Here is a 22,783-nt window from a genome sequence, read left to right on the forward strand (position 1 = left end):
TTCCCAACGCATCTCTAGACTGACGCATCCGCCTGAGCACACGCTATTCGTGCAACTACGTATGCGGATGTGTAGTTCAATGATATCCTGCGCCAGTTGCAGTCAGGATGAGTAGGGCTCACATGAATGTCCCCAACCGTCAATTACTAGACCTCAAGGCCATGGCTTTCCAGGTGTCTCCTGCCCCCCAAGTGATCACGGGCAACCGATTGATTCTGGAGCTGAACAGCGCGTTCGAGAATCTATTCGGCTATAACCGGGACGAGTTGCTGGGCGAATTGCTCCTCAAGCTCTACCCTTCTCGGGCTGACTTTAAGACCATAGGTGATCGCAGCTTGAGCTGGCTACGCCATGCCGAAAATGGAGCCTACTCGGACGAGCGCTTCATGCAGCACCAAAGCGGTGAGGTTTTCTGGGCAACGGCTAATGGGTTTACGTTGACGCCTGACGACCCTTTTCGACTGATGGTATGGCATTTCGAGCGCCTCAACCGGGCATTCCGTCCATCAGTGAATCTCACACCTAGAGAACGAGAAATTTCTGCGCATATCGTTAACGGGCTCACCTGCAAGGAAATTGCCCGCAAGCTCGACATCTCACACCGCACGGTGGAAGTTCATCGAGGGCGGTTGATGAAAAAGCTGCAGTCCAAAAACAGTGCAGAATTGGTTTCCAAGATCATCATTCTCAAATGATGCCTTTGGACGCCAGGTATCGTTTTCACCGGTGCAAATGCTCATGTCGGGCACGAAGAAAACTCACCGTTCCTACGTGTGGGCGTAACCGTCCGGCCAAGTCATCTACCCAGCCCTGCAAAGCGAAGACATGGTGTGTAGTGGTCTAATAAAACCGGACACCCATTTAGGCGAGAATGCTCTCCACAGAGAGGTGTCTGATGACCAAGCAACGTCGTACCTTTACCCCTGAGTTCAAGCGCGAGGCGGCGTGCCTGGTGCTCGACCAAGGCTACAGCCATACCGGAGCAGCCCGTTCGCTCGGGCTAGTTGAGGTGATAAAAGCGCTGGACATGGCCTATGAGCCGCGTGGCCGGCCTCAAAATGTGCTGTTTCACAGCGATCAAGGCAGTCAATACGGCAGCCGGAGTTTCCGCCAGAGACTATGGCGATACCGCTTCACACAGAGCATGAGTCGGCGCGGCAACTGCCACGATAGCGCGCCGATGGAGCGGCTATTTCGCAGCCTAAAAAGCGAATGGATATCGACGGTGGGTTACATGAGCGCCGCGTTGGCTAAACGAGAAATCGGTCGTTTCATGATGGACCGGTACAACTGGCGGCGACCGCATCAGTTCAACGAAGGGCTAGCGCCTGCGGTCGCTGAGGAAAAACTCAATTCAGTGTCCGGGATCAGTTGACCACTACAGCTACAACTAAGCATCAGCTCAATCACGAGAGACCCAGAATGCACAAACTCAAAACCGTATGTGCGCTGCTCACGCTTGCAGTCACGCTTTACTCGGCGACCCTGGTCGTAGCGGTGAAGATCAACCTAGCACTCGCAGTGATCTGCGGCGCAATGCTGATCGTGTTGCTCTACAGCCTCATCTGCGATCTGTCCACACCAACCGAAATCAGCGAGGAGGTTCACTCCTCAACTGTGCTGTAAGGGGAAAGAGGTTTGAAGAAACGCGATAATGAAGTGGGGGACCAGATGGGGGAACAACAAACGTCGGAAAGCAAAAAGCCCCGCATAGCGGGGCTCTCTGAGTACAGTATGGCGGTGAAGAAGGGATTCGAACCCTTGATACAGTTTCCTGTATACACACTTTCCAGGCGTGCTCCTTCAGCCACTCGGACACTTCACCGTTTCTCGGCACACCTGTTCGGTGTGTCGAGGCGCGCTAATGTAGTCGATAGCGTTCGTGATGGCAAAGCTTTTCTGCAAGTTTTTCATGCGCTTAAGCCCAGCGCCGAATTCCCTCGGGCCTGTCAGCGTGACCGCCCAGTCAGTCAAGGCGCTTTACCCGGCCGGCAAGGCTGGGTAACGTCGGCGCCACAACACGACAAGGAATACCGGCATGAGTGAGCTGATCGATTACCAACTCGAGGGCGGCATCGTCACCCTGACCCTGAACAACGGCAAGGTGAACGCCATCTCGCCTGCCGTCATCGCGGTGTTCAACGAGGCTCTGGATCAGGCCGTAGAGGCGCGCGCCGTGGTGGTCATCACCGGTCAACCCGGCATCCTTTCCGCAGGTTACGACCTCAAGGTCATGACCTCGAGCCCGGAGAATGCGATCAGTCTGGTCACCCAGGGCTCTACCCTCGCCCGCCGGCTGTTGAGCCATCCGTTCCCGGTCATCGTGGCCTGCCCGGGACACGCCGTGGCCAAGGGTGCGTTCCTGCTGCTGTCGGCCGATTACCGGATCGGCGTGGAAGGCCCGTTCCATATCGGTCTGAACGAGGTGCAGATCGGCATGACCATGCACCACGCCGGCATCGAGCTGGCCAGGGATCGCCTGCGCCGTTCAGCCTTCCAGCGCTCAGTGATCGGCGCGGAAATGTTCGACCCTGCCGGGGCGCTGCAGGCCGGTTTTCTCGATGAGGTGGTGCCGCCCGAGCAGTTGCAGGCCGCTGCCCTCGCTGCGGCGCAACGCCTGCAGAAGCTCAACATGAAGGCCCATGCCAGGACCAAACTCAAGGCACGTAAAGCGTTCCTGGAGACCTTGGACGAAGCCATCCGGATTGACCAGGAGCAAGGCTTCTAAGAAGCGTCAGTACGAGCGATAGGGACCATTGCCCACATTGGGTCTTCACTGTGGCGGGCGTCAGCAGGCCGTTGCGCAGTGCAATCCGCGATCGATGAACTGAATCGCGAACTGCGCCGCGCCGGAACACTCCTATCCACAGCAGGCCCATACCGGGTCGCCCTGCCAATCGAAGAAGTGAGCATCATGGGCCGAGTGGTCGCCGCCGCGGTATACAGCGCGGGCAAGAAGATTACCGACATCAGCCTCGACGACGGCGCGCAGTGGGCGCGGCGTCCGGGGCATTTCGTATGGATCGGCCTGGAACAGCCCGACGCCGAACAGATGAGTCAACTGCAGAAACAGTTCGACCTGCATGAGCTGGCCATCGAAGACGCCCTCGAGGTGCACAGTCGACCCAAGCTCGAAACCTTCGGCGATGCGCTGTTCATCGTGACCTATTCGCCGATCCGTCGAGACCGCAAAGTCGAGTTCGTCGAGACCCATATCTTCGCCGGACGCGGCTATATCATCACTTGCCGTAACGGTCACTCGGCCTCCTACGCCTCGGTGCGCAAGCGTTGCGAAGCGCGACCATTGCTGCTCGATCACGGCGAAGATTTCGTGCTCTACGCTCTGCTCGATTTCGTCACCGAGAATTACCAACCGGTCAGTGAGACCATTCACTGCGAAATCGAATCGCTGGAGCGCCGCGTGCTCGGTGGCTCGCTCAACGAAGCCGATATCCAGCACCTGCACGGGCTGCGCCGCGAGCTGCTGCGCATGCGCCGCTATGTGGCGCCCATGGTCGAGATCAGTGAAGAGCTGCAGCGGCTGGACTTCCCGTTCATCGACAAGAACATGCGCCCCTATTTCCGCGACGTGCAGATTCATGTGAACCGGCAGATGGAAGACCTGGCGACCATGAGTGACATCGCCACGCAGACCATCGAGATCGGCCTGCTGCTGGAGTCGTCGCGGCAAAGCCTGACCCAACGCAAGTTTGCCGCGTGGGCAGCGATCCTGGCCTTTCCCACGGCCGTCGCCGGTATCTACGGGATGAACTTCGAAAACATGCCGGAGCTGACCTGGCACTACGGCTACTACATCGTGCTGGGGGTCATCGCGTCCGGCTGCACCGGCCTGTTCGCCGGTTTCAAGCGCGCAGGCTGGCTGTAGCCGCGCGCTGTCCGACCCTGCCACAGGGCACGAGCGTCACGCCGCGGGCGGGGTGCCCTGCGCGACGAAACGCATCATCCATTCAGCCACGGTGATGCCGTGGTGATCACGGTCCAGGCTGGCAATGGCTTTCTGATACACCGGCTCGCCCAGGTGCTGCTGACGAATGTCGAGCAGCGCTCTGGAATAGTCATGGATGAATTCCGGATGTCCCTGGAAACACAGGACCTGATCACCGACCTGATAGGCCGCGAATGGGCAGAATTCGCTCGACGCCACGACCGATGCGTTCTGCGGCAGCGACGTCACCTGGTCTTGATGGCTGATCAGCAGGGTCAACGTTTCGACTTCCGGACTCATCCAGGACGCACGGTTGGCCAGGCTGTATTCATGGGTGCCCACGCCCCAGCCTTGGGTCGCGCGCTCTGCCTTGCCGCCCAGCAGCAGCGCCAGCAACTGATGGCCAAAGCAGATGCCGAGCAGCTTGTCGCCGCGCTGGTAGCGCTCCAGCAGAAACGTCTTGAGCGTTTCGATCCACGGGTCGGTGGCAAAGGAGTCAGCCTTGCTACCGGTGACCAGATACGCATCGTAGTGGGCATCGGCCGGTGGGTATTCACCGTTCATTACGTTGAACACGGTGAACTTGGCAGGAATGGGCTGGCTGGCGAACAACGTTTCGAACATGCGGCCGTAGCCATGGTATTGCTCGACCAGTTCGGGCCGCAGGACGTCGGTTTCCAGGATGCAGATGTTGAGGGTCATAGGTCACTCGATGGAGAGGGAACGCAGGTAGCAAGCCTGCCCGTTATCGGCGCTGGCTGGCAAGTGAAGCTGCGCCGGATTTGCCCGATGAACGGTAATTCACATCGCCGAGCTTGCATTTGCCTTCTTGGGCGTCTAGCACGGCATGTTCAAAATCGGCAAAAGAGTTCCTTAGTCGAGTTTGATCGAAACGACCCTGCCTACCGTGGCAAAGCGTTCTAAGGCCCGTCAATCAAGGGTTCTAAGGTAAAAGCATGACTATTGATGCAGCCGTATGGGTACATCGAGTCGTGGGGGGTGCACCTTTTCGCCAAGCTCAACCGCGGTTGCAGCATGGGTTGGCGCCAGGAAGAACATAACTCATAGGCAGTCTGCCATGTTCAAACATCCAAAAATCCGCCAGGCCGGACTCATCGTGTTCACCATGACGCTGGTGCTGATCCTGCCCAATCTGGGCAGGCTGTTCAGCTGACGTTTCGCGGTCAAACCTCAGGGCGCTCCCGCCGCACCGGCGCCTGTGCAGGCGCACGTCCGAAATCTAGCCTTGAGTCTGACTCTGGGACTGCGGCGCAGTGGCCACGCTGACCACAGGTGCGCTCGGCGCGACCAGTACCTTGGCGTGCATCTGCTCGAAACCGCCACCGCGACGCATGCCGCGCACCGGGCACGCATCCAGGTAGTCCAGGCCTATCGCCAGTTTCAAGTGGCGTTCCGGACGCGCCAATTGGTTGGTCACATCGAAGCTGTACCAGGCATCGTCGAGCCAGGCTTCGGCCCAGGCATGGCTGGCCATGTGCTCGGTGTCCTCGGTAAACAGGTAGCCAGAGACATAGCGTGCCGGGATCCCCAGGCTGCGGGCACAGGCAAGAAAGGCATGGGTGTGGTCCTGACAGACCCCGGCGCCGCTGGCGAAGGCTTGCGCGGCACAGGTGTCCACGGCCGTCGCACCGCTGGTGTAGGTGATGTGCTGGTGCAGGCCCTGCATCAGGTCGATCAGGCCATTGCGGTCGCGCCGCGTGTGGCACTGTTCGGCGGCAAAGGCACGCAAGGCGTCGTCGGCCTCGGTCAGCCGGGTGAACCGCAGGAACGGCAGTGGTGACTGTGTCTCGTGTTCGGCCTCGCGGGTTTCGTCGATCTCGACCTGGCCACGCGCGCCGATGATGATCGCGTCGTGCGGCTCGTCCAGGGTCAGCACATGCAGGATGTTGCCGAACGGGTCGAGCTGGGCGCGCACCGGGCGCGGCAGGTCAAGCTGCCAGCTGAGAATGCGCTGGCGTTCGCTGTCGTGCGGCGTAAGGCGCAGGTACTGGATGCTGGCGCGCACCTCGTCATCGTAGTGATAGGCGGTTTCGTGACTGATGTTAAGCCTCATACAGCCTCCAGATAGGCACTGTGGATCGCATTGCCCAACTGGCGCACCAGCGGGATCTGTTCGTTCAACCACTCGTGCAGGCCTTCGTCGAGGATCTCGTCGATACCGGTGTAGCGCAGGCGTGCATCCAGTTCGGCGGCCAGGCGCTGCGCCGGGCGACCATTGGCGCCGGGCAGGTCGGCGAGAATCTGGTTGATCTCCTCGGTACACGCGCGCAGCGAACGGGGCACGTCGGCGCGCAGCAGCAACAGTTCGGCCACCGGCTTGGCGGCCGGTGCATCGCGATAGATTTCGGTGTAGGCCTCGAAGCTCGACAGCGCGCGCAGCAGCGCACTCCACTGGTAGTAACCACGGGCCGAGCTGTCGTCGACTGAATAGGCATCGTCGCCGAGCATTTCGTAACGCGCATCGAGCAAGCGCAGGGTGTTGTCGGCGCGCTCGATGAAGGTGCCCAGGCGAATGAAGCGGAACGCATCGTTGCGCATCAGCGTGCCATAGGTCGCTCCACGAAACAGGTGGGCGCGCTCCTTGACCCAGTCGCAGAACCGACTCATGCCATAGCGACCCACGCCCTGCTCGGCAATCCCGCGGATCTCCAGCCAGGTGGAGTTGATGTTCTCCCACATGTCGGCAGTGATCCGCCCGCGTACCGCATGAGCGCTGGCCCGTGCCGCCCCCAGGCAGCTGTAGATGCTGGCCGGATTGGCCGGATCCAAAGCAAAGAAATGCAGCAGGCGCTCGGCATGCAGCTGGCCGTGACGTTCCAGGTAGTCTTCCAGGGTGCCGGTGATCAACAGCGGCATGGCGATTTCGTCGAGGCCGTCACCGCGGCCATCCTGCGGCATCAACGACAGCGAATAGCTGACATCGAGCATGCGCGCGAGGTTTTCGACGCGCTCCAGATAGCGCGACATCCAATACAGATCAGAGGCAGTTCTACTTAGCATTGGCAGGCATCCTTAATCCTCGACCACCCAGGTGTCTTTGGTCCCGCCGCCCTGCGACGAATTCACCACCAGCGAGCCTTCACGCAACGCCACGCGGGTCAGGCCGCCTGGCACCACGCGGGTTTCACGGCCGGCCAGAACGAAGGGGCGAAGGTCGATGTGGCGCGGTGCGATGCCGTTCTCGACGAACGTCGGGCAGGTTGACAGCGACAACGTGGGTTGGGCGATGTAGGCATGGGGTCGGGCCTTGAGGCGCGCCCGGAAGTTTTCGATTTCGGCGGCACTCGCGCAAGGGCCTACCAGCATGCCGTAGCCACCCGAACCCTGGGTTTCCTTGACCACCAGATCAGGCAGGTTGGCCAGCACATGGGACAGCTCCGAAGGCTTGCGGCACTGCCAGGTCGGCACGTTCTTGAGGATGGGTTCTTCATCCAGGTAGAAGCGGATCATGTCGGTGACGAAGGGGTAGACCGACTTGTCGTCGGCCACGCCGGTGCCGATGGCATTGGCCAATACCACATTTCCGGAGCGATACGCGGCCAGCAGGCCGGGTACGCCGAGCATGGAGTCGGGGTTGAAAGCCAATGGATCGAGGAAGGCGTCGTCCAGGCGTCGATAGATCACGTCCACCGGCTTGGGTCCGTCGGTGGTGCGCATGAACACCTTGTCGTCACGCACGAACAGGTCCGCACCTTCCACCAGTTCCACGCCCATTTCGCGCGCCAGGAAGGCGTGCTCGAAGAACGCACTGTTGAACCGGCCCGGGGTCAGCACCACCACGCTGGGATTGTCGATCGCGCTGGAGCTTTTCAGGGTATCGAGCAGCAGATTGGGGTAGTGATCCACGGGAGCGATGCGCTGCGCGGCGAACAACTCGGGAAACAGCCGCATCATCATCTTGCGGTCTTCGAGCATGTAGCTCACGCCACTGGGCGTGCGCAGGTTGTCTTCCAGGACGTAGTAGGAGCCGTCACCGTCGCGCACCAGGTCGACCCCGGAAATGTGCGAATAGATATCGCGGTGCAAGTCCAGTCCTTGCATCGCCAGCTGATACTGCTCGTTGGCCAGCACCTGCTCGGCAGGGATGATCCCGGCCTTGATGATGCGCTGGTCGTGATACAGGTCGGCGAGGAACATGTTCAGCGCCTTGACGCGCTGGATACAGCCACGCTCCACGATGCGCCATTCGCTGGCAGGAATGCTGCGTGGAATGGTGTCGAAGGGAATCAGCCGTTCGGTACCCTGCTCGTCGCCATACAAGGTGAAGGTGATGCCGGCTCGATGAAACAACAAATCGGCCTCGCGTCGACGCTGGGCAAGCAGTTCCTGCGGCGTATCGGCCAACCAACGGGCGAACTCCCGGTAATGCGGGCGAACTTGGCCATCGGCATCGTACATCTCATCATAATAGGTGCGGCTCATGCCGTACTCCTTGTCACCCGGACCCAAGAGCCTTCGCAAGGCCCGTGCCATCGGCATATGTGCCATTAAATCAAGCGCTTGGAATTCCCAGCCGGGAACCGTGCACCGTTATTGTGCGGCAACGTCCGAACGCCGCTGACATACGCTTCATTGCGAAGCGGATTTTTCAAGCGGCTTGAGGCTATGACCAGCATAGACAGAGTTGAATTCAATAGCTTGCAGCGTTAGTGCATATTTAATTCATCGGCACCGGCAAAAGCTTGGCGCCCCATTGCGAGTCACCGAATTCCCTTTCGCCGCCACCTAGTGAGCGGCTTTTTTTTGCCTGCGATTCGCTGAGCAGGTGAACCACGGCGCTGCCGTGGTCCACCTGGTTTCAGGCCTGCGGGCGTTGGACCTCGTGCTTCACGCCCCACCCCTCGATTTCACCTCCCAGAGGCTCGACCACGGCTTCGAAATCCTGCTCGAATTCACCGATGCCGCCGTAGGTCGCGTACATCAGCTTGCTTAACTCCAGGTGCCAGGCACCGTCGTCGCGCTCGCTTATCTGGGCATTGAGCGACTCGCCGCGAAACTTGCCGGCAGCCGTCCGCGCCCGGTCTTCATCGGGAAAGACCGCATAGAACTCGATAGGATGAATGCGTGCGAAATCGAAACCGCCCTCTTTCATGCGGCGCAATACATTGCTGCTGATGTCTTCTTGATAGGTTGTGCTCATGAATCGTCTCCCTCAGCAATAACGACGGATAGACTTTCAGTACTTCCAGAACCTCCTCGGAACAAGGAATGGGTGCGGTGCAGCGTCGAGGACGCGGCGCCTGGAATCGAGCCTGTTGCAAGAAGCATGGTACGAAAACGAGCAGCAGGATCCGTGGGGACCCTGCCCGCAGAGTAGCGCGAAGGCCGGGCCCGTGCCAATGGCCCGGATCAGATGAAATTCATGCGACTTCGGTGATGGCCGTGATTTCCACGCTGTGCTGCGACTTGAGGGTCTTGGCAACCGGCGAGGCAACGTTGTCGGGAAGATTGACTTCATCCAGTCCGGCTGCGACGGGGTACAGCTTGGAGCGAACGAGCGTTGCCGCCTCTTCGATCGACGGGCAGGTGTCAGCACGGATAGCCATGCTGTCCAGCACGCCATCCTTGTTGACGAAGCTGATTTTCCACTCTTTCATCGGTGTACATCTCCTCGACGGAATTCAGGCAGGAATCTGCTTGATACGCTCACACAACGTTGACTCGCAGCGGCGGGGATTCGTTCCGGCCAGCGGATTGCCGGAGGCGTGCCACGCAGCGCCGACACGGCCATGAAAAAAGGCCCCGAAGGGCCTTTTACAGTACACCAGGTACTTACTCCTGCTTGCTCTCCACCGCACCTGCGGTGTTGTCCAGCAGGCTCTTGGTCGCGGTCTGGATGAACGAGTCCAGCTTGGCCCGCAATTGCGGCACATCGTCGGCATCGGGGATCAGCTGGGCGTCGAATTCACGGCCCAGCTGATAGCGATACAGCCGCGTGTCCATGTCACGGGGCTCGACCAGAATGCGGTCGCCCTTGATGATCGCCACGGTCTGCTCGCTGCCCGAAGGCTTGATCACGGCGAAGCCGGGGTCGCCGGCAGGCAGGTTGAGCAGGTCGCGTCCCCAGCACTGGTGCTGGCTGGCGCCGCCCAGGCGGCCCATGATGGTCGGTACCACATCGGGCTGCGAGCCGACGGTGTGGTTGACCTTGCCGAATTTCTCCTGGATGCCCGGCCCGACCAGCAGCAGCGGTACGTTGAAGCGGCCCAGGTCCATCTCGGTGATCTGCTTCTGGTTACCGAAGCCATGGTCGCCCAGCACGATGAACAGGGTTTCCTTGAAGTACGGCTCCTTGCGCGCCTTTTCGAAGAACTGGCCCAAGGCCCAGTCCGAGTAGCGCATGGCGGTCAGGTGCAGGTCCAGGCTGCCGCGCCCGGTGACCTTGTCTACTGGCAGATTTGCCGGCAGAGCGTAGGGCACGTGGTTGGACAGGGTCTGCAGCAGTGCGTAGAACGGCTTGCCGGCGGCGCCGCGCTTGGCCAGTTCTTCGTTGCCGCGGTCGAACATGTCCTGGTCGGACACGCCCCAGGTCGGATCGGAGAACACTGGATTGACGAAGTCGTTGCGGCCGATGAACGTGGTCATGCCCTGGTTGCTGAAGAACCCGGACTGGTTGTCCCAGGCGAAGTCGCCGTTATAGACATACACGTCGTCGTAACCACGCGCGGCGCTGAGCATCTCCGGCAGCCCGGAGAGCTTGTGGCTGCCCTCGGGGGTCTGCATCAGGTATTCGAAGCCCGGCAGGTTGGGGAAACAGCCCATGGTAGCGAACATGCCCTGATGGGTATGGGTACCGCTGGAGAAGAAGCGATCGAACAGCAGGCCTTCCTGGGCCAGCTTGTCGAAGTACGGCGTGATGCCACCCTCGGCGCCCAACGCGCCCACCGAATGGCCGGCAAAGCTCTCCATCAGGATCACCACCACGTTCTTGATCGGCAGGGTGTTGGCCTGAGGCGGCTGGAAGTTGCGGCGCACCGCGGCGGTGTCGCTGTCCACCAGGGTGTCGTGGGGCGTCAGCAGCATTTCACGGACGGCGCTCTGCGCTTCGTCCTGCGGCAGGGTCGCTTTCCAGATATTGTCGCGGTCTTCGGACATGCGGCTTTTCGCGGCGGCGATCAGTGTCAGCGAGCCGTTGAGGCCCAGCTGATTGGCGAAGTTCGAATCGGTGGTGTAGGCGTCGCCCCAGCGCAGCGGTGGGCCTTGGCGCAAGGTGCCGCGCGCGGCCACCACGGCAATCAGCAGGATGACCACGAACACACCGACGCGTGCATACCACGGCGCTACCGGCTTGCCGACGCTGGCCGCGGTGGCGACGCGCGGACGGGTCAGGCGGTCGAAGCCCTTGAACACCAGGCTCAGCAGCCAGGTCACGAAGACCCAGGCCAGCAGATAGCGCACTACGGGATAGCCATACCAGATCATGCTCAGCACGGTCTTGGGGTCTTCCTTCACGTACTGGAACACCAGGCCGTTGAGGCGCTGGTGAAACTCGCGGTAGAAGTCCATCTCCATCAGGCCGCACAGCAGCACCACGCTGGACACTACCGTCAGCCAGGCCCGGAACAGCCCGCGCCAGCGCATGGCGCGAGCGCTGAGTACCGCCAGCAGCAGTGGAATCAGCAGGTACACCACCAGGCGCAGGTCGAAGCGCAAGCCATTGAGGAAAGCTTCGACGAAGGTGCTGGCAGGCGTATCACCGATCATCTCGCGGTTGTACATCAGCAAGGCCAGGCGCAATCCGCTCAGCATCAGCATGATTGCCAGGCCGCTGAGCAGGGTATAAGCCAGGTGCGATTTGACGGTCGGTTGCAGGGTGCCGCGCGCGGCCTGCTTTTGACTCAAGGCGTCCGGAGTAGCCATGTGTGGGAAAGGTCCGTTGAGGTCTGTCGGTTAGGGTCTATGGGTGACGCGAAGGTGAAATCTGGGCGCGGATTGTCCGTGAAGACAGGTGAAAATTCCGTTCAGATTCTTTGCTGCGGCCGCGAAACGGCGGTCGGGCCGAGGATGATACGTCGGCAGGGCTGGCAGGTCGAACCCGTTGCAGGTTCGACCTGTTGTATTCAGACCCGTACGTTGCCGCGTGGACCGGCGATTGCCCAGATGATCAGGCCCAATACCGGCAGCAGGATGATCAGCAGTACCCACAGGACCTTGGCCCCGGTCGAGGCACCACTCTTGATGACGTTGATGACCGCCCAGATGTCCAGCGCGAGGATGATCAGGCCGATCAGGCTATTGAAAGTGGAACCCATGTGATACTCCTTGTGGATGGCATGCATCAACTAGGATAGCGGCGTGTCGCAGGGGTTCCGTGGCAACCGAGCGAAAGCTGGAACTGGCGTTCAGACGTGCAGTGCGACGCGCAATGCCTCCAGGGCAGGTACTGCCACGATGTGCAATTCGGCACCCAGCGCCATCACCCGATCCACATCCTTGCCGTACACCAGCACCATCTGCAGTTCATCGTCCAGCGGCTGGCTGAAGTTGAACAGCACGTAGCCGCCCTCCTCCTTGCTCATGGCTCCCAGTTGCACCTGGATACGATTGAGTGCGGTCAGCGCCTCGACCTTGCTCAGCTGCTTGGGTTTGATGTTGAAGGTCACATCGGGCCCGAACGAGTCGATGATCTGCTGCAGCAGCTCGGGGTAGGTGTCGGCCTGGAAAATGACCGTGTCGGGCAGGCTGCCCACCACCACCCATTCGCCCAGCGGGATGGCAAAGCTGTCGTCGTAGTTGATGTCGGGGTTGGCGGCCAGGAAGGCCTGGGGATCGGCGTAGGCCTGGGCGGCCTCATCGGCAATGCGTTCGATGTCTTCATCGCGCATGCAGCCCGAACCGATTTTACCGATGAGTTCGACAAGTGACTGTTTCATGAGGCAACCCCTGCGGCGCTGGAAAAAGGCCGCAAGGATAGCCGCAATTCAGCCAGGCGGGTATCAGGCCGCCAGCTTCTGCAGCTGTTCGATGGTCAGCGTAGCCCCCATGGCACGCGCGGCGCCCAGCGCATCGATGCCTTGGGCGTCCACCGCGTTCGGGTTGGCGCCTTGCGCCAGCAGGTATTCGACCATTTCCGTGCGATTGAACATAGCGGCCATCATCAGCGCGGTCCGGCCATCGGCCGATGCACCATCGACCGGGGCGCCCTGCTCGATCAGCAACTGCACCATCGGCAGGTTGCCCTTGAAGGCGGCGCCAGCCATGGGCAGCTGGTTCTTGTCGTTGGCAATCAGCGGGTCGGCCTTGTATTGCAGCAGCGCGCGTGCCGCATCGAGGTGGCCGTGATAGGTCGCCAGCATCAACAAGGTATCGCCATTGTGGTTGCGCAGATTGGGCGGCAGGCCCTTCTCCAGCAGGCGCTCGAGCATCTGTGCATCACCGTTGCGAGCGACGTCGAACACTTGTTCAGCGAACTCGGCTGCTTCTTCGTCGTTCATCTGGCGAGCGTCGGGTTGGGTCATGGCAAAACCTCCTGGCAAATGGTTCACGGTAGGCAGTGTTCCCGCTGGGCTTCAAGCCTGCAACAGAGCCTGGCTATCGCCCCTGGAAGCGGGAATTTATTGGCGATTTGTGGTCATAGACAGTAGTGACGCGGGAAAAAATCCGTGCTGCGCCTGTCATTCCCTCCGGGCGACTTACCGTCAGACCCACCACGCCGCGCAAAATGCAGCATGCTCGACGACCATTCATGCAAATTGCACGGAGCCCGAATTTTGCGATATTCACAAGCTGTTGATTTAAAAGGATTTTATATTTAACGAAACTTGGCACACTCGCTGCAACTACCTAGACATGCCTGCCAACTTGCTAGGAGCTGCACATGAACTTCCTCCACGAAAAATTCGTTTCCGTTTTCTCCGAGTACGAAGTGACCACCCAGCCGCGTCCGGATGGTGCTGTTCTGCTGACCCTGCGTGACACCGATGGCAAACAGATCAAACGCTCGATTTCCTACGCTCAGCTGCACACCCCTGAGCAACTGACCTGGGTCATCAGCGCGATTCGTCGCGACCTGGCCGGCGAAGCCAGCCAGCTGCCAGCGATCAATATGCTGCAAAGCCAGAACCGCTTCGCCCTGCCGACCTACCACTCGGCCTGATCAGCGCGAGATCAGCGCGAGCTGATCTGCCCGGCAAGTGTTGCTCGGCACGTATTCGCTGGACCGCCGTTCGTTTGACCCCTGCTGTTTGATTGAACGCTGTTGCTTGACCTCTGTTTCTTCTAAAGCCCGATACCTGGCGCATCCTGGTATCGGGTTTTTTTTCGCCTCGATAAAAGCCGGATCAGTCGTCCAGCCTCGGAAACCGATCGTTCGCTGGCTGCACCACGTACTCCGGGCACCAGCCGCGTGAATCGGTGAGCACACGCAACGCAATCAGTCGCCCCCTCTCGCCCATGTCCAGCCAATGGGCCATGCCTGCCGGAACCACGACGCGATCATCGCGCTCGCACAGCAGCGCGTACACGTAACCCCCAACGTGCAGGTTCAACAGCGCTCGGCCCGCCAGCACGCACAGCACCCATTCACCGATAAGACGATGCTCACGCAGCAGTTCGGCTTGCGTCGGGGTGTGCTGCACGTTGTTCTCGTCCAGGCTGAGCACGTCCACGCTCATGTAGCCACCTTGGGCCATCCAGGCGTCGACTTCGGCGCGGCAGGTCGCGACGATCTCTTCGGGGCTTGCCTCGAACGACACGGGCAGCGTCGATCCGGCGCGCTCGAAGCGCACACCGAGCTCTGCCAGCGTAGCCGCAATGTCTTCGGTGTGGCTCAGCACCTTGTTGGGGATGTCTGCAGTGCTGTGGTGATAGACGCTCAGGCGGCTCATGCAAATTCCTCGAATGGGTTTCAGTGACTGGCCACAGGTGGCAGATCATGGGGTGTGCGTCTGAGCATGATCAATGCGGCAGCGAACGCGGCGAGGCTGGCCAGGGCAAAGGTGCCGGTGGCGCCCAGGGATTGCCACAGGTAGCCGGAGTACAGCGCACCCAAGGCGCCACCGACGCCAGCCAGTGCGGCATACAGGGCCTGCCCCTGACCCTGCTGATGGGCGCCGAAACTGCGCTGCACGAAATGGATCGCCGCCGCGTGGAAGCTGCCGAAGGTGGCGGCGTGCATCAGCTGCGCCAGCACCAGCAGCCACAGGTGTTCGGCGAAACTGCCCAGCAGAAGCCAGCGCACGGCCGCCAGAAGGAAGCTGGCGATGAGCACATGACGCAGGGAAAAGCGCGCCAGAATCCGGCTCATGGCCAGGAACATCAAGACCTCGGCCACGACTCCGACGGCCCACAGCATGCCGATCACTGCACGGCTGTAGCCCAACTGCTCCAGGTGCAAGGTAAGAAACGTGTAGTACGGGCCGTGGCTGAGCTGCATCAGGCCCACACACCCATAGAACGCCAATACGCCGGGGCGTACCAGCTGTTTCATGAAGCCCTCCCCGGTCGTGCGGCGAGGGCCCTCGCCGGCGGGCACATCCGGCACCCACGCGCTGGCCGCGACGATACCGGCCATGATCAACAGCAACGCGTAGGGATAGGTGTCCAGGCTCAGGCTCTCGAATACCCGGCCCAGGCCCACCACCGCCAGAATGAAGCCGATCGAGCCCCACAGGCGGACCTGGCTGTAACGTGCGGTTTGCCCCTGCAGGTGTGCCAGCGTCAGGGTTTCGAATTGTGGCAGTACCGCGTGCCAGAAGAAGGCATGCAGGGCCATGACCATTGCCAGCCAAGCGTAGCCGGTGTCCACCAGGATCAGGGAAAAACTGGCCAGGGTGCAGACCGCGCCGATGCGCACGATGGCCAGGCGTCGACCGGTGCGGTCGCCCAGCCAGCCCCACAGGTTGGGCGCCACGCAGCGCATGAGCATGGGAATCGCCACCAGCTCGCCGATGCGCGCGCTGTCGAAGCCCAGATGGTGGAAGTACAGCGCCAGGAACGGCGCCGTCGACCCGAGCAGGGCGAAGTAGAACAGGTAGAAGGTGGACAGCCGCCAATACGGGACCGAATGGCCCGCAGGCGGCGACATCGCGCTCAAAGCTGGCCCAGTACCGGAGTGTCGACCTTGACCTCGGCGTTCTGCCCGCGATGGCGCAGCAGGTGGTCCATCAACACGATGGCCATCATGGCCTCGGCGATGGGCGTGGCGCGGATGCCCACGCACGGGTCATGGCGGCCCTTGGTGATGACGTCCGCCGGCTGGCCGTGGACGTCGATCGAGCGGCCCGGCGTGGTGATGCTGGACGTTGGCTTGAGGGCCAGGTGGGCAACGATCGGCTGGCCCGAGGAGATACCACCCAGCACACCCCCCGCATGGTTGCTGAGGAACCCATCGGACGTCATCTCGTCGCGGTGCTCGGTGCCGCGCTGGGCGACGCAGGCAAAACCGGCGCCGATTTCCACGCCCTTGACGGCGTTGATGCTCATCAAGGCATGGGCCAGCTCGGCGTCCAGGCGATCGAAGATCGGCTCGCCCAGCCCCGGCATGACGCCTTCGGCCACTACGGTGATCTTGGCACCGACCGAATCCTGGTCGCGGCGCAGCTGGTCCATGTAGGCCTCCAGCTCCGGGACCTTGTCCGGATCGGGGCTGAAGAAGGCGTTGTCTTCCACGCCGTCCCAGCTTTTGAAAGCAATCGGGATCGGGCCCAGCTGGCTCATGTAGCCGCGGACCTGGATACCCTGGGTGGCCAGGTACTTCTTGGCGATCGCGCCTGCGGCCACGCGCATGGCCGTTTCGCGCGCCGAGCTGCGGCCACCGCCACGGTAGTCGCGCTCGCCGTACTTGTGATGGTAGGTGTAGTCCGCGTGGGCCGGGCGAAACAGATCCTTGATCGCCGAGTAGTCCTTGGATTTCTGATCGGTATTGCGAATCAGCAGGCCGATGGAGGTACCGGTGGTACGCCCTTCGAACACCCCGGAGAGAATCTCGACTTCATCGGGCTCCTGACGCTGGGTCGTGTGCCGGCTGGTGCCCGGCTTGCGTCGATCGAGGTCGCGCTGCAGGTCGTCCACGGAAATTGCGAGCCCTGGCGGACAGCCGTCGACGATGGCGACCAGCGCCGGGCCATGGCTTTCGCCAGCGGTGGTGACAGTGAACAGCTTGCCGAAGGTATTGCCGGACATGCAGGGCGCTCCGCGAAATCAACCGAATCAGACAGAGCGCCAGTATACGCAGGGTCGACGGCCAGTTCATCCCTGAACCTTAGCTGGACGCCCCAGTCCAAAGCGCACTTCCCTCGATAGTGGCTCGATGATGTTGCAGATGACGTTCCGATTGGTGGCCATGATACTGTTCGTCAGCAGCACCGCTGCGCTGGCCGCCACCCCTGATATTGCCAGGCGCCCGATCGAGCTGCAGACCGCTCAGGGCAAGCTGTACGGCTCGCAGCTGGTGCCCCGCGCGGATCGGCCGGTGCCGGTGGTGCTGATGATTTCCGGCTCCGGTCCGACCGACCGGGACGGCAACAATCCCGAGGCGGGTCGCAACGACAGCCTTAAGAAGCTCGCCTTGCTACTGGCGCAGAACAACATTGCCAGCGTGCGCTATGACAAACGCGGCGTGGCCACCGGGCGCAAGGCCACCCCCGACGAGCGTGATCTGAGCGTGGCAGGCTACGTCGACGATGCCGTGGCCTGGAGCGCGCAGCTCAAGCGCGACCCGCGTTTCGGCCCGCTGATCATCCTGGGCCACAGCGAAGGTGCGCTGATCGCCACCCTGGCAGCGCCGCGCGCCAATGCCGATGCGGTGATTTCGCTGTCGGGCAGCGGTCGTCCCCTGGGCGAAGTGTTGCGCGAGCAGATCGGCGAACGCCTGCCAGCCGAACTGCAACCGCGCAGCTACCAACTGATCGAGCGGCTGGAAGCCGGGCAGTATGACCCGGACGTGCCCAAGCCCCTGCAGGTGTTGTTTCGCCCCAGCGTGCAGCCTTACCTGATTTCGCTGTTGCGCCAGGACCCTGCGCAGGCCTTCGCCGCCTTGAAGATCCCAGCCCTCATCGTGCAGGGCAGCAACGACATCCAGGTCGGGATTGGCGATGCGCAGGCACTGCAACGCGCCAAGCCCGATGCGCAGCTGGCGCTGATTCCCGGCATGAACCACGTGCTGCGTATCGTGCCGATGGACCTGCCTTCGCAACTCAAGTCGTATCGTGACCACAAACGTCCGCTGGCGGCGGAACTGGGTCAGGCAGTGGTGAAGTTCATCGACGGGCTTTGACCCAACGCGCCAGGGGACCCATGGCAGCGTTCAAGAGTGGGCAGGCACGGCCGATACAAGGTCCGTGAAGAGGATCGCGCCATGACCGAACAAGCCCCGCCAGAAGCCATCGTCGAAGAACCTGCAGCGCCGCCGCGGCCGTGGGCCGAGGTGACCCCCGAGCAGTTCAGGATGCTGCGCCTGGCGCCCCTGCCCGCCGACCGGGCCAGTGGGCCGCGCCCCTTGCGCTTCGTGCAGTTCGGCATGGCCGAGCGCCACGACCCTGCCCTGAGCCTGTTGCGCCTGGACATCCAGTTGCCCGGCCAGCGCGTGCGCAGCGAGCAGAACCGGTTGGATGTCTGGGTCGATCATCAGCTACGGCAAGTCAGCCTGGGCAGTGACGCAGGCCTGCAACTGGAACCGGTCAACCGTGGCCTGGGGCGCTTCGTCATGGCCCACGCCGCTGCATGGCTGCAGCGTCATTGGCCGCACTACACGTTGCAAGGCGCGGCGTTGTCGAGCAAGGAAGCGCTCCAGCCGGCCGGCCTGGATCGGCGAGATCACGCACTGCGCACCCAAGGCTTGAACGTCGAATACGCAGACGTGCAACGCCTCAAGGGCCAGTACCAACCGATTGCCGTCAGCCAGTTGCTGAGCACCTGGAACGTGGAGAAAGTGCAGGTGGTCGAGGTGCTGGCGGCCAGCGAGATGCTGCAGATGGCCGAGCAGCAGTTGCAGGAGATGGAGTTGAAGTTGCACGGCCAGCAGGAACGTATCGGCAAATTCTCGCGCGAGGAAAGCGGCCTGCGTTTCACCATCGCCTGCCTGATTGCATTCGCCGTGTTCCAGGCCGCGCTGCTGATCTGGATCGCCACCCACCGCTGACAGCGGCACTCGCAAAAAATGGGTGGGAGCGGGCTCTGCCCGCGAACGCGTTACCGCGGTATCGAGCCAAACCGCTGCAGACGTTCGCGAGCGCAACCCGCTCTACAGTTCATGCGCCCTCAGATACGCGAGACAAACAACGCCTGATGTTCACGGCACTGTGCCGCACTGAGCATGAACACGCCGTGCCCACCGCGCTGGAACTCCAGCCAGTTGAAATCCACCTCCGGATAGAGCGCCTCGACGTGCACCTGGCTGTTGCCGACCTCGATGATCAACAGGCCTTTGTCGTTGAGGTGATCCGCCGCCTCAGCCAGCATGCGCCGTACCAGGTTAAGGCCGTCGTCGCCACAGGCCAGGCCCAGCTCGGGTTCGTGCTGATACTCGGCGGGCATGTCGGCGAAATCCTCGGCATCGACATAGGGCGGGTTGGACACGATCAGGTCGAAACGCTGCCCAGGCAGCCCTTCGAAACCATCGCCCTGCACCGTATAGACCCGCTCTTCCTGGCCATGCCGCTCGATGTTCTGATTGGCCACCTCGAGCGCCTCGAACGACAGGTCGGCCAGCACTACTTCAGCGTCCTGAAAAACGTCGGCGCAGGCGATGCCGATGCAGCCCGAACCGGTGCACAGGTCGAGAATCCGCGCCGGCGGCTGGCTCAGCCACGGCTCGAAGCGGTTCTCGATCAGTTCGCCGATCGGTGAACGCGGCACCAGCACCCGCGCATCGACGATGAACGACATGCCGCAAAACCATGCCTCGCCGATCAGGTAGGCGGCCGGCACGCGCTCTTCCATGCGCCGTTTGAGCAGGTGCTGCACACGCACGATTTCATCGTCTTCCAGGCGGCAATCCAGGTAGCTGTCGGCGATTTCATAGGGCAGGTTCAACGCCCCCAGCACCAACAGACGGGCTTCGTCCCAGGCGTTGTCGGTACCGTGGCCGAAGAACAGCTCTTCGCCATGAAAACGGCTGACGGCCCAACGGATGTGGTCGCGCACAGTGCGCAAGCGGGAAGTGATCACAAAAGTTCCTCGGTCGAATCAAGCCGGAATATTAACAGAGGCCCGTGGGTGATTTTCGCGATGTTCGCTCAATCCGATTCACAGAACGGCTCGAGCAGAGGACAATGCGGCAAAAGCCCTAGCCAAAGGAGCCCCAGATGTCCGTTCCAAAGACGATGTTCCAACTCAGTGGCCGCGGTTTCCCGCCCACCCGGATCGCCAACGCCAGCCTGATCATCATCGATGCGCAGAAGGAATACCTCAGTGGCGACCTGGCCCTGTCGGGCATGGACGATGCGCTGGCCAACATCGCCAGCCTGGTAGCTGCGGCACGTGCGGCCAAGCGGCCGGTGGTGCACATCCGCCATCTGGGCACCGTTGGCGGGCTGTTCGATCCCCAGGGCCGGCGCGGCGAGTTCATCGAAGGTTTCGAACCGCAGGGCGACGAAGCCGTGGTCGAGAAGCGCATGCCCAATGCCTTCAACAACACCGGTCTGCACGAGCTCCTGCAGAGCTATGGCCACTTGGACCTGATCGTCTGCGGATTCATGAGCCACTCCAGCGTCAGCACCACCGTGCGTGCATCCAAGGACTACGGTTATCGCTGCACCCTGGTGGCCGACGCCTGCGCGACCCGCGACCTGCCCCAGGGCGATGGCGTGCTTGCCGCGGCCAAGGTGCAGGAAGCTGAAATGGCCATCATGCGTGACAACTTCGCCGCGGTTGCCATGACCGGCGACTTGCTCTGACCCCCAGCCGGCCCGATCGCCACCGAGGAATCAATGAAGTCATCCCATGGTTTCAATGCGCGCAGACTCAGGAAACGTGCTCCCGGTGGCTGGCGCTATCGGCTGGGCGCGGGGCTGGGCGCCGTACTGCTGACCCTCGGCTTGTTGTTGGCGATGGCCGGCGTCGCCACCCTGCTGGGGCATCCGCCGCAGATAATCGGGCTGGACACCACCACCAGCGGCGCGGCCATACTCGCTGGCATGGGGCTGCTGGTGCTTTATCTTGGCCTGTGGCTCTGGCGCCGCAGCCGCCGTGGAATGCGCCGCAGCCGTGAACTCGGCCTGGCCCCGCACCTGATGAAAAAGCACGATTGAGTCGCGTAGACTAGCGCTCCCGTGGTGGAGACCTTCATGCAAGACGACGAATTTTCCCTGTTCAAGGACCAGATGCGCGGCGTGCGGCGCATCCAGCACGATCGCGCCGACACCGGCAGGCCGAAAGCCGACAAGCTCAAGCTGCAGGCACTGCGCCAGGCAGCCACGGTGGGCACCCAGGGCACGACGGTCGACGGGCTGTCCGATCAGTTCGTCATCGACGTCGGCCCCGAGGACGACCTGCACTGGGCGCGCGACGGCGTCCAGGAAAGCCAGATGCGCAAGCTCAAGGTCGGCCAGATTCCCTTCGAAGGCAGCCTCGACCTGCACGGCATGACGGTGGAGAAAGCCCGCGAAACGCTCTGGGCATTCCTCGCCGAAGCCACCCGTTTCGAAATCCGCTGCGTGCGCGTGACCCATGGCAAGGCAGTGCGCCTGGACGGCAAGCGGCCGATGATCAAGAGCCACGTCAACACCTGGCTGCGTCAGCACACGCAGGTGCTGGGTTTCACCTCCTGCCAGCCACGCCATGGCGGCGCCGGCGCGGTGTACGTGATGCTCAAGCGCACCATGCTCGAAGGCCGCGACGAATAACGCTTCGCTTGCACCCGTGCGAGCGGAGCCGTACCCTTCGCGTCTGCGAAATATTCCCCACAGGTTTGATCATGTCCCTGGAACAGAACTACACCGAGATCCTTGGCCAACTCGGCGAGGACGTTAACCGCGAAGGCCTGCTCGACACGCCCAAACGCGCCGCCAAAGCCATGAAGTACTTGTGCCGCGGCTATGAGCAGACTCTCGATGAAGTCACCAACGGTGCGCTGTTCAGCTCCGACGCGAGCGAAATGGTCCTGGTCAGGGATATCGAACTCTATTCGTTGTGCGAGCATCATCTGCTGCCGTTCATTGGCCGTGCGCACGTTGCCTACATTCCCAGCGGCAAGGTGCTCGGGCTGTCCAAGGTGGCGCGTATCGTCGACATGTACGCTCGCCGCCTGCAGATCCAGGAAAACCTGGGCCGGCAGATCGCCGATGCGGTGCAGCAGGTCACTGGTGCACTGGGTGTCGCCGTGGTCATCGAAGCCAAGCACATGTGCATGATGATGCGTGGCGTCGAGAAGCAGAACTCTTCGATGATCACGTCGGTGATGCTGGGCGAGTTCCGCGACAACGCGGCGACCCGCAGCGAATTTCTCAGCCTGATCAAGTAAGCCGTACCCCAACCTCGAGGGCTGCCACATGTTGATGAAAGCGTTGCGTATCGGACTGGGCCAGGTAATCGTGGCGGGCGACCTGCTCACCCGCCCACCGCGTCGCAAGCGCAGCCCCGAAGCGCAGGCCGAGGTCGACCGCGCCGCCAGCGGGCTGACTCTCTATCAGTTCCACGCCTGCCCGTTCTGCGTGAAGACCCGCCGCACCCTGCACAAGCTCAATGTGCCGGTACCCCTGCGCGACGCGAAGAACGACCCGGTGGCGCGCGATACCCTGCTGGCCGAGGGTGGCAAGATCAAGGTGCCCTGCCTGCGTATCGAGGAGGCCGGCAAGGTCACCTGGATGTACGATTCCAAAGTGATCATCGATTACCTGAACACCCGCTTCGCGGCAGCCTGAGTGCTGTCGCCCAGCT

The 22,783-nt window shown here is 61.8% G+C and carries 26 protein-coding genes, 1 tRNA gene and 2 pseudogenes; 14 read left to right on the forward strand and 15 right to left on the reverse strand.

The window, feature by feature from the left end; genetic code table 11:
- Positions 1–122 precede the first annotated feature (122 nt).
- The 4 genes and pseudogenes from ONG87_RS14540 to ONG87_RS14550 all read left to right on the forward strand — a co-directional run bounded on the left by ONG87_RS14540 (position 123) and on the right by ONG87_RS14550 (position 1,626).
- Complete coding sequence (locus ONG87_RS14540) at positions 123–695, forward strand: LuxR C-terminal-related transcriptional regulator (protein WP_264381522.1); 573 nt, start codon at positions 123–125, stop codon at positions 693–695.
- Positions 696–895: 200 nt separating this feature from the next.
- Positions 896–958 (forward strand): annotated as a pseudogene (locus tag ONG87_RS21145) (hypothetical protein); the annotation flags it as partial.
- Positions 959–1,012: 54 nt separating this feature from the next.
- Positions 1,013–1,375, forward strand: a pseudogene (locus tag ONG87_RS14545) (DDE-type integrase/transposase/recombinase); the annotation flags it as partial.
- Between the two features lie 47 nt (positions 1,376–1,422).
- Complete coding sequence (locus ONG87_RS14550) at positions 1,423–1,626, forward strand: hypothetical protein (protein ID WP_122713898.1); 204 nt, start codon at positions 1,423–1,425, stop codon at positions 1,624–1,626.
- A 109-nt stretch (positions 1,627–1,735) separates the two neighbouring features.
- On the opposite strand, the gene ONG87_RS14555 is transcribed toward ONG87_RS14550, so the two are convergent.
- Positions 1,736–1,825, reverse strand: a tRNA-Ser gene (locus ONG87_RS14555).
- 213 nt (positions 1,826–2,038) lie between these two features.
- On the opposite strand from ONG87_RS14555, the gene ONG87_RS14560 reads away from it, so the two are divergent.
- Positions 2,039–2,728, forward strand: coding sequence for a crotonase/enoyl-CoA hydratase family protein (locus tag ONG87_RS14560; protein ID WP_264381523.1), 690 nt, complete (start codon positions 2,039–2,041; stop codon positions 2,726–2,728).
- Between the two features lie 186 nt (positions 2,729–2,914).
- Positions 2,915–3,886 (forward strand): magnesium and cobalt transport protein CorA, encoded by a 972-nt coding sequence (locus tag ONG87_RS14565; protein WP_192052972.1) that lies wholly within the window; start codon positions 2,915–2,917, stop codon positions 3,884–3,886.
- A 36-nt stretch (positions 3,887–3,922) separates the two neighbouring features.
- On the opposite strand, the gene ONG87_RS14570 is transcribed toward ONG87_RS14565, so the two are convergent.
- From ONG87_RS14570 to ONG87_RS14615, 10 genes are all read right to left on the reverse strand, one after another.
- Complete coding sequence (locus tag ONG87_RS14570) at positions 3,923–4,648, reverse strand: amidotransferase (RefSeq protein WP_264381524.1); 726 nt, start codon at positions 4,646–4,648, stop codon at positions 3,923–3,925.
- A gap of 538 nt (positions 4,649–5,186) precedes the next feature.
- Positions 5,187–6,020: a transglutaminase family protein gene (locus ONG87_RS14575; RefSeq protein ID WP_192057920.1), complete on the reverse strand. Its 834-nt coding sequence runs from the start codon at positions 6,018–6,020 to the stop codon at positions 5,187–5,189.
- Positions 6,017–6,967 (reverse strand): alpha-E domain-containing protein, encoded by a 951-nt coding sequence (locus ONG87_RS14580; RefSeq protein WP_122476296.1) that lies wholly within the window; start codon positions 6,965–6,967, stop codon positions 6,017–6,019. The genes ONG87_RS14575 and ONG87_RS14580 overlap by 4 nt, the downstream gene beginning before the upstream one ends.
- Positions 6,968–6,979: 12 nt before the next feature.
- Complete coding sequence (locus ONG87_RS14585; protein WP_122476298.1) at positions 6,980–8,389, reverse strand: circularly permuted type 2 ATP-grasp protein; 1,410 nt, start codon at positions 8,387–8,389, stop codon at positions 6,980–6,982.
- Positions 8,390–8,765: 376 nt separating this feature from the next.
- Positions 8,766–9,107: a ribonuclease E inhibitor RraB gene (locus ONG87_RS14590; protein ID WP_122476300.1), complete on the reverse strand. Its 342-nt coding sequence runs from the start codon at positions 9,105–9,107 to the stop codon at positions 8,766–8,768.
- A gap of 220 nt (positions 9,108–9,327) precedes the next feature.
- Complete coding sequence (locus tag ONG87_RS14595; protein WP_122476302.1) at positions 9,328–9,564, reverse strand: hypothetical protein; 237 nt, start codon at positions 9,562–9,564, stop codon at positions 9,328–9,330.
- 175 nt (positions 9,565–9,739) lie between these two features.
- Positions 9,740–11,827 carry an LTA synthase family protein gene (locus ONG87_RS14600; RefSeq protein ID WP_264381525.1) on the reverse strand — a complete coding sequence of 696 codons (2,088 nt, stop codon included), beginning with the start codon at positions 11,825–11,827 and terminating at the stop codon, positions 9,740–9,742.
- 200 nt (positions 11,828–12,027) lie between these two features.
- On the reverse strand, positions 12,028–12,219 hold the full coding sequence (locus tag ONG87_RS14605) for a PLDc N-terminal domain-containing protein (RefSeq protein WP_043185491.1): 192 nt from the start codon (positions 12,217–12,219) through the stop codon (positions 12,028–12,030).
- Positions 12,220–12,309: 90 nt separating this feature from the next.
- Positions 12,310–12,840, reverse strand: coding sequence for a hypothetical protein (locus ONG87_RS14610; RefSeq protein WP_122476306.1), 531 nt, complete (start codon positions 12,838–12,840; stop codon positions 12,310–12,312).
- Between the two features lie 63 nt (positions 12,841–12,903).
- Entirely contained in the window at positions 12,904–13,425 is a 522-nt protein-coding gene (locus tag ONG87_RS14615; RefSeq protein WP_122476308.1) for an ankyrin repeat domain-containing protein, read from the reverse strand.
- Positions 13,426–13,784: 359 nt separating this feature from the next.
- On the opposite strand from ONG87_RS14615, the gene ONG87_RS14620 reads away from it, so the two are divergent.
- Positions 13,785–14,063: a DUF3509 domain-containing protein gene (locus ONG87_RS14620; protein ID WP_043185483.1), complete on the forward strand. Its 279-nt coding sequence runs from the start codon at positions 13,785–13,787 to the stop codon at positions 14,061–14,063.
- 184 nt (positions 14,064–14,247) lie between these two features.
- Here ONG87_RS14620 and ONG87_RS14625 read toward each other — a convergent pair whose 3' ends face one another.
- The 3 genes from ONG87_RS14625 to aroC are packed head-to-tail and all read right to left on the reverse strand — an operon-like array spanning position 14,248 to position 17,089.
- The gene (locus ONG87_RS14625; RefSeq protein ID WP_264381526.1) at positions 14,248–14,793 is read right to left on the reverse strand and encodes an acireductone dioxygenase; all 546 of its coding nucleotides are present in this window, start codon (positions 14,791–14,793) and stop codon (positions 14,248–14,250) included.
- Between the two features lie 20 nt (positions 14,794–14,813).
- A complete protein-coding gene (locus ONG87_RS14630; protein WP_264381527.1) occupies positions 14,814–15,992 on the reverse strand; it encodes an MFS transporter in 1,179 nt (392 codons plus the stop codon).
- 5 nt (positions 15,993–15,997) lie between these two features.
- Complete coding sequence (aroC, locus tag ONG87_RS14635) at positions 15,998–17,089, reverse strand: chorismate synthase (protein WP_264381528.1); 1,092 nt, start codon at positions 17,087–17,089, stop codon at positions 15,998–16,000.
- A 139-nt stretch (positions 17,090–17,228) separates the two neighbouring features.
- On the opposite strand from aroC, the gene ONG87_RS14640 reads away from it, so the two are divergent.
- A complete protein-coding gene (locus ONG87_RS14640) occupies positions 17,229–18,182 on the forward strand; it encodes an alpha/beta hydrolase (RefSeq protein ID WP_264381529.1) in 954 nt (317 codons plus the stop codon).
- A gap of 81 nt (positions 18,183–18,263) precedes the next feature.
- A complete protein-coding gene (locus ONG87_RS14645) occupies positions 18,264–19,046 on the forward strand; it encodes a hypothetical protein (RefSeq protein ID WP_264381530.1) in 783 nt (260 codons plus the stop codon).
- A gap of 119 nt (positions 19,047–19,165) precedes the next feature.
- Here ONG87_RS14645 and prmB read toward each other — a convergent pair whose 3' ends face one another.
- Entirely contained in the window at positions 19,166–20,074 is a 909-nt protein-coding gene (gene prmB / locus ONG87_RS14650; RefSeq protein ID WP_192047694.1) for a 50S ribosomal protein L3 N(5)-glutamine methyltransferase, read from the reverse strand.
- 137 nt (positions 20,075–20,211) lie between these two features.
- On the opposite strand from prmB, the gene ONG87_RS14655 reads away from it, so the two are divergent.
- From ONG87_RS14655 to ONG87_RS14675, 5 genes are all read left to right on the forward strand, one after another.
- Positions 20,212–20,802 (forward strand): cysteine hydrolase family protein, encoded by a 591-nt coding sequence (locus tag ONG87_RS14655; protein ID WP_122476322.1) that lies wholly within the window; start codon positions 20,212–20,214, stop codon positions 20,800–20,802.
- A gap of 33 nt (positions 20,803–20,835) precedes the next feature.
- Positions 20,836–21,156 (forward strand): hypothetical protein, encoded by a 321-nt coding sequence (locus tag ONG87_RS14660; protein ID WP_122476324.1) that lies wholly within the window; start codon positions 20,836–20,838, stop codon positions 21,154–21,156.
- A gap of 36 nt (positions 21,157–21,192) precedes the next feature.
- Complete coding sequence (locus tag ONG87_RS14665; protein ID WP_122476326.1) at positions 21,193–21,750, forward strand: Smr/MutS family protein; 558 nt, start codon at positions 21,193–21,195, stop codon at positions 21,748–21,750.
- Between the two features lie 71 nt (positions 21,751–21,821).
- Positions 21,822–22,367, forward strand: coding sequence for a GTP cyclohydrolase I FolE (gene folE, locus ONG87_RS14670; protein WP_122476328.1), 546 nt, complete (start codon positions 21,822–21,824; stop codon positions 22,365–22,367).
- Between the two features lie 28 nt (positions 22,368–22,395).
- A complete protein-coding gene (locus tag ONG87_RS14675) occupies positions 22,396–22,767 on the forward strand; it encodes a glutaredoxin (protein WP_122476330.1) in 372 nt (123 codons plus the stop codon).
- Positions 22,768–22,783 lie beyond the last annotated feature (16 nt).

It is taken from the genome of Pseudomonas sp. MM227, from assembly GCF_947090715.1.
GTDB lineage: Bacteria > Pseudomonadota > Gammaproteobacteria > Pseudomonadales > Pseudomonadaceae > Aquipseudomonas > Aquipseudomonas baltica.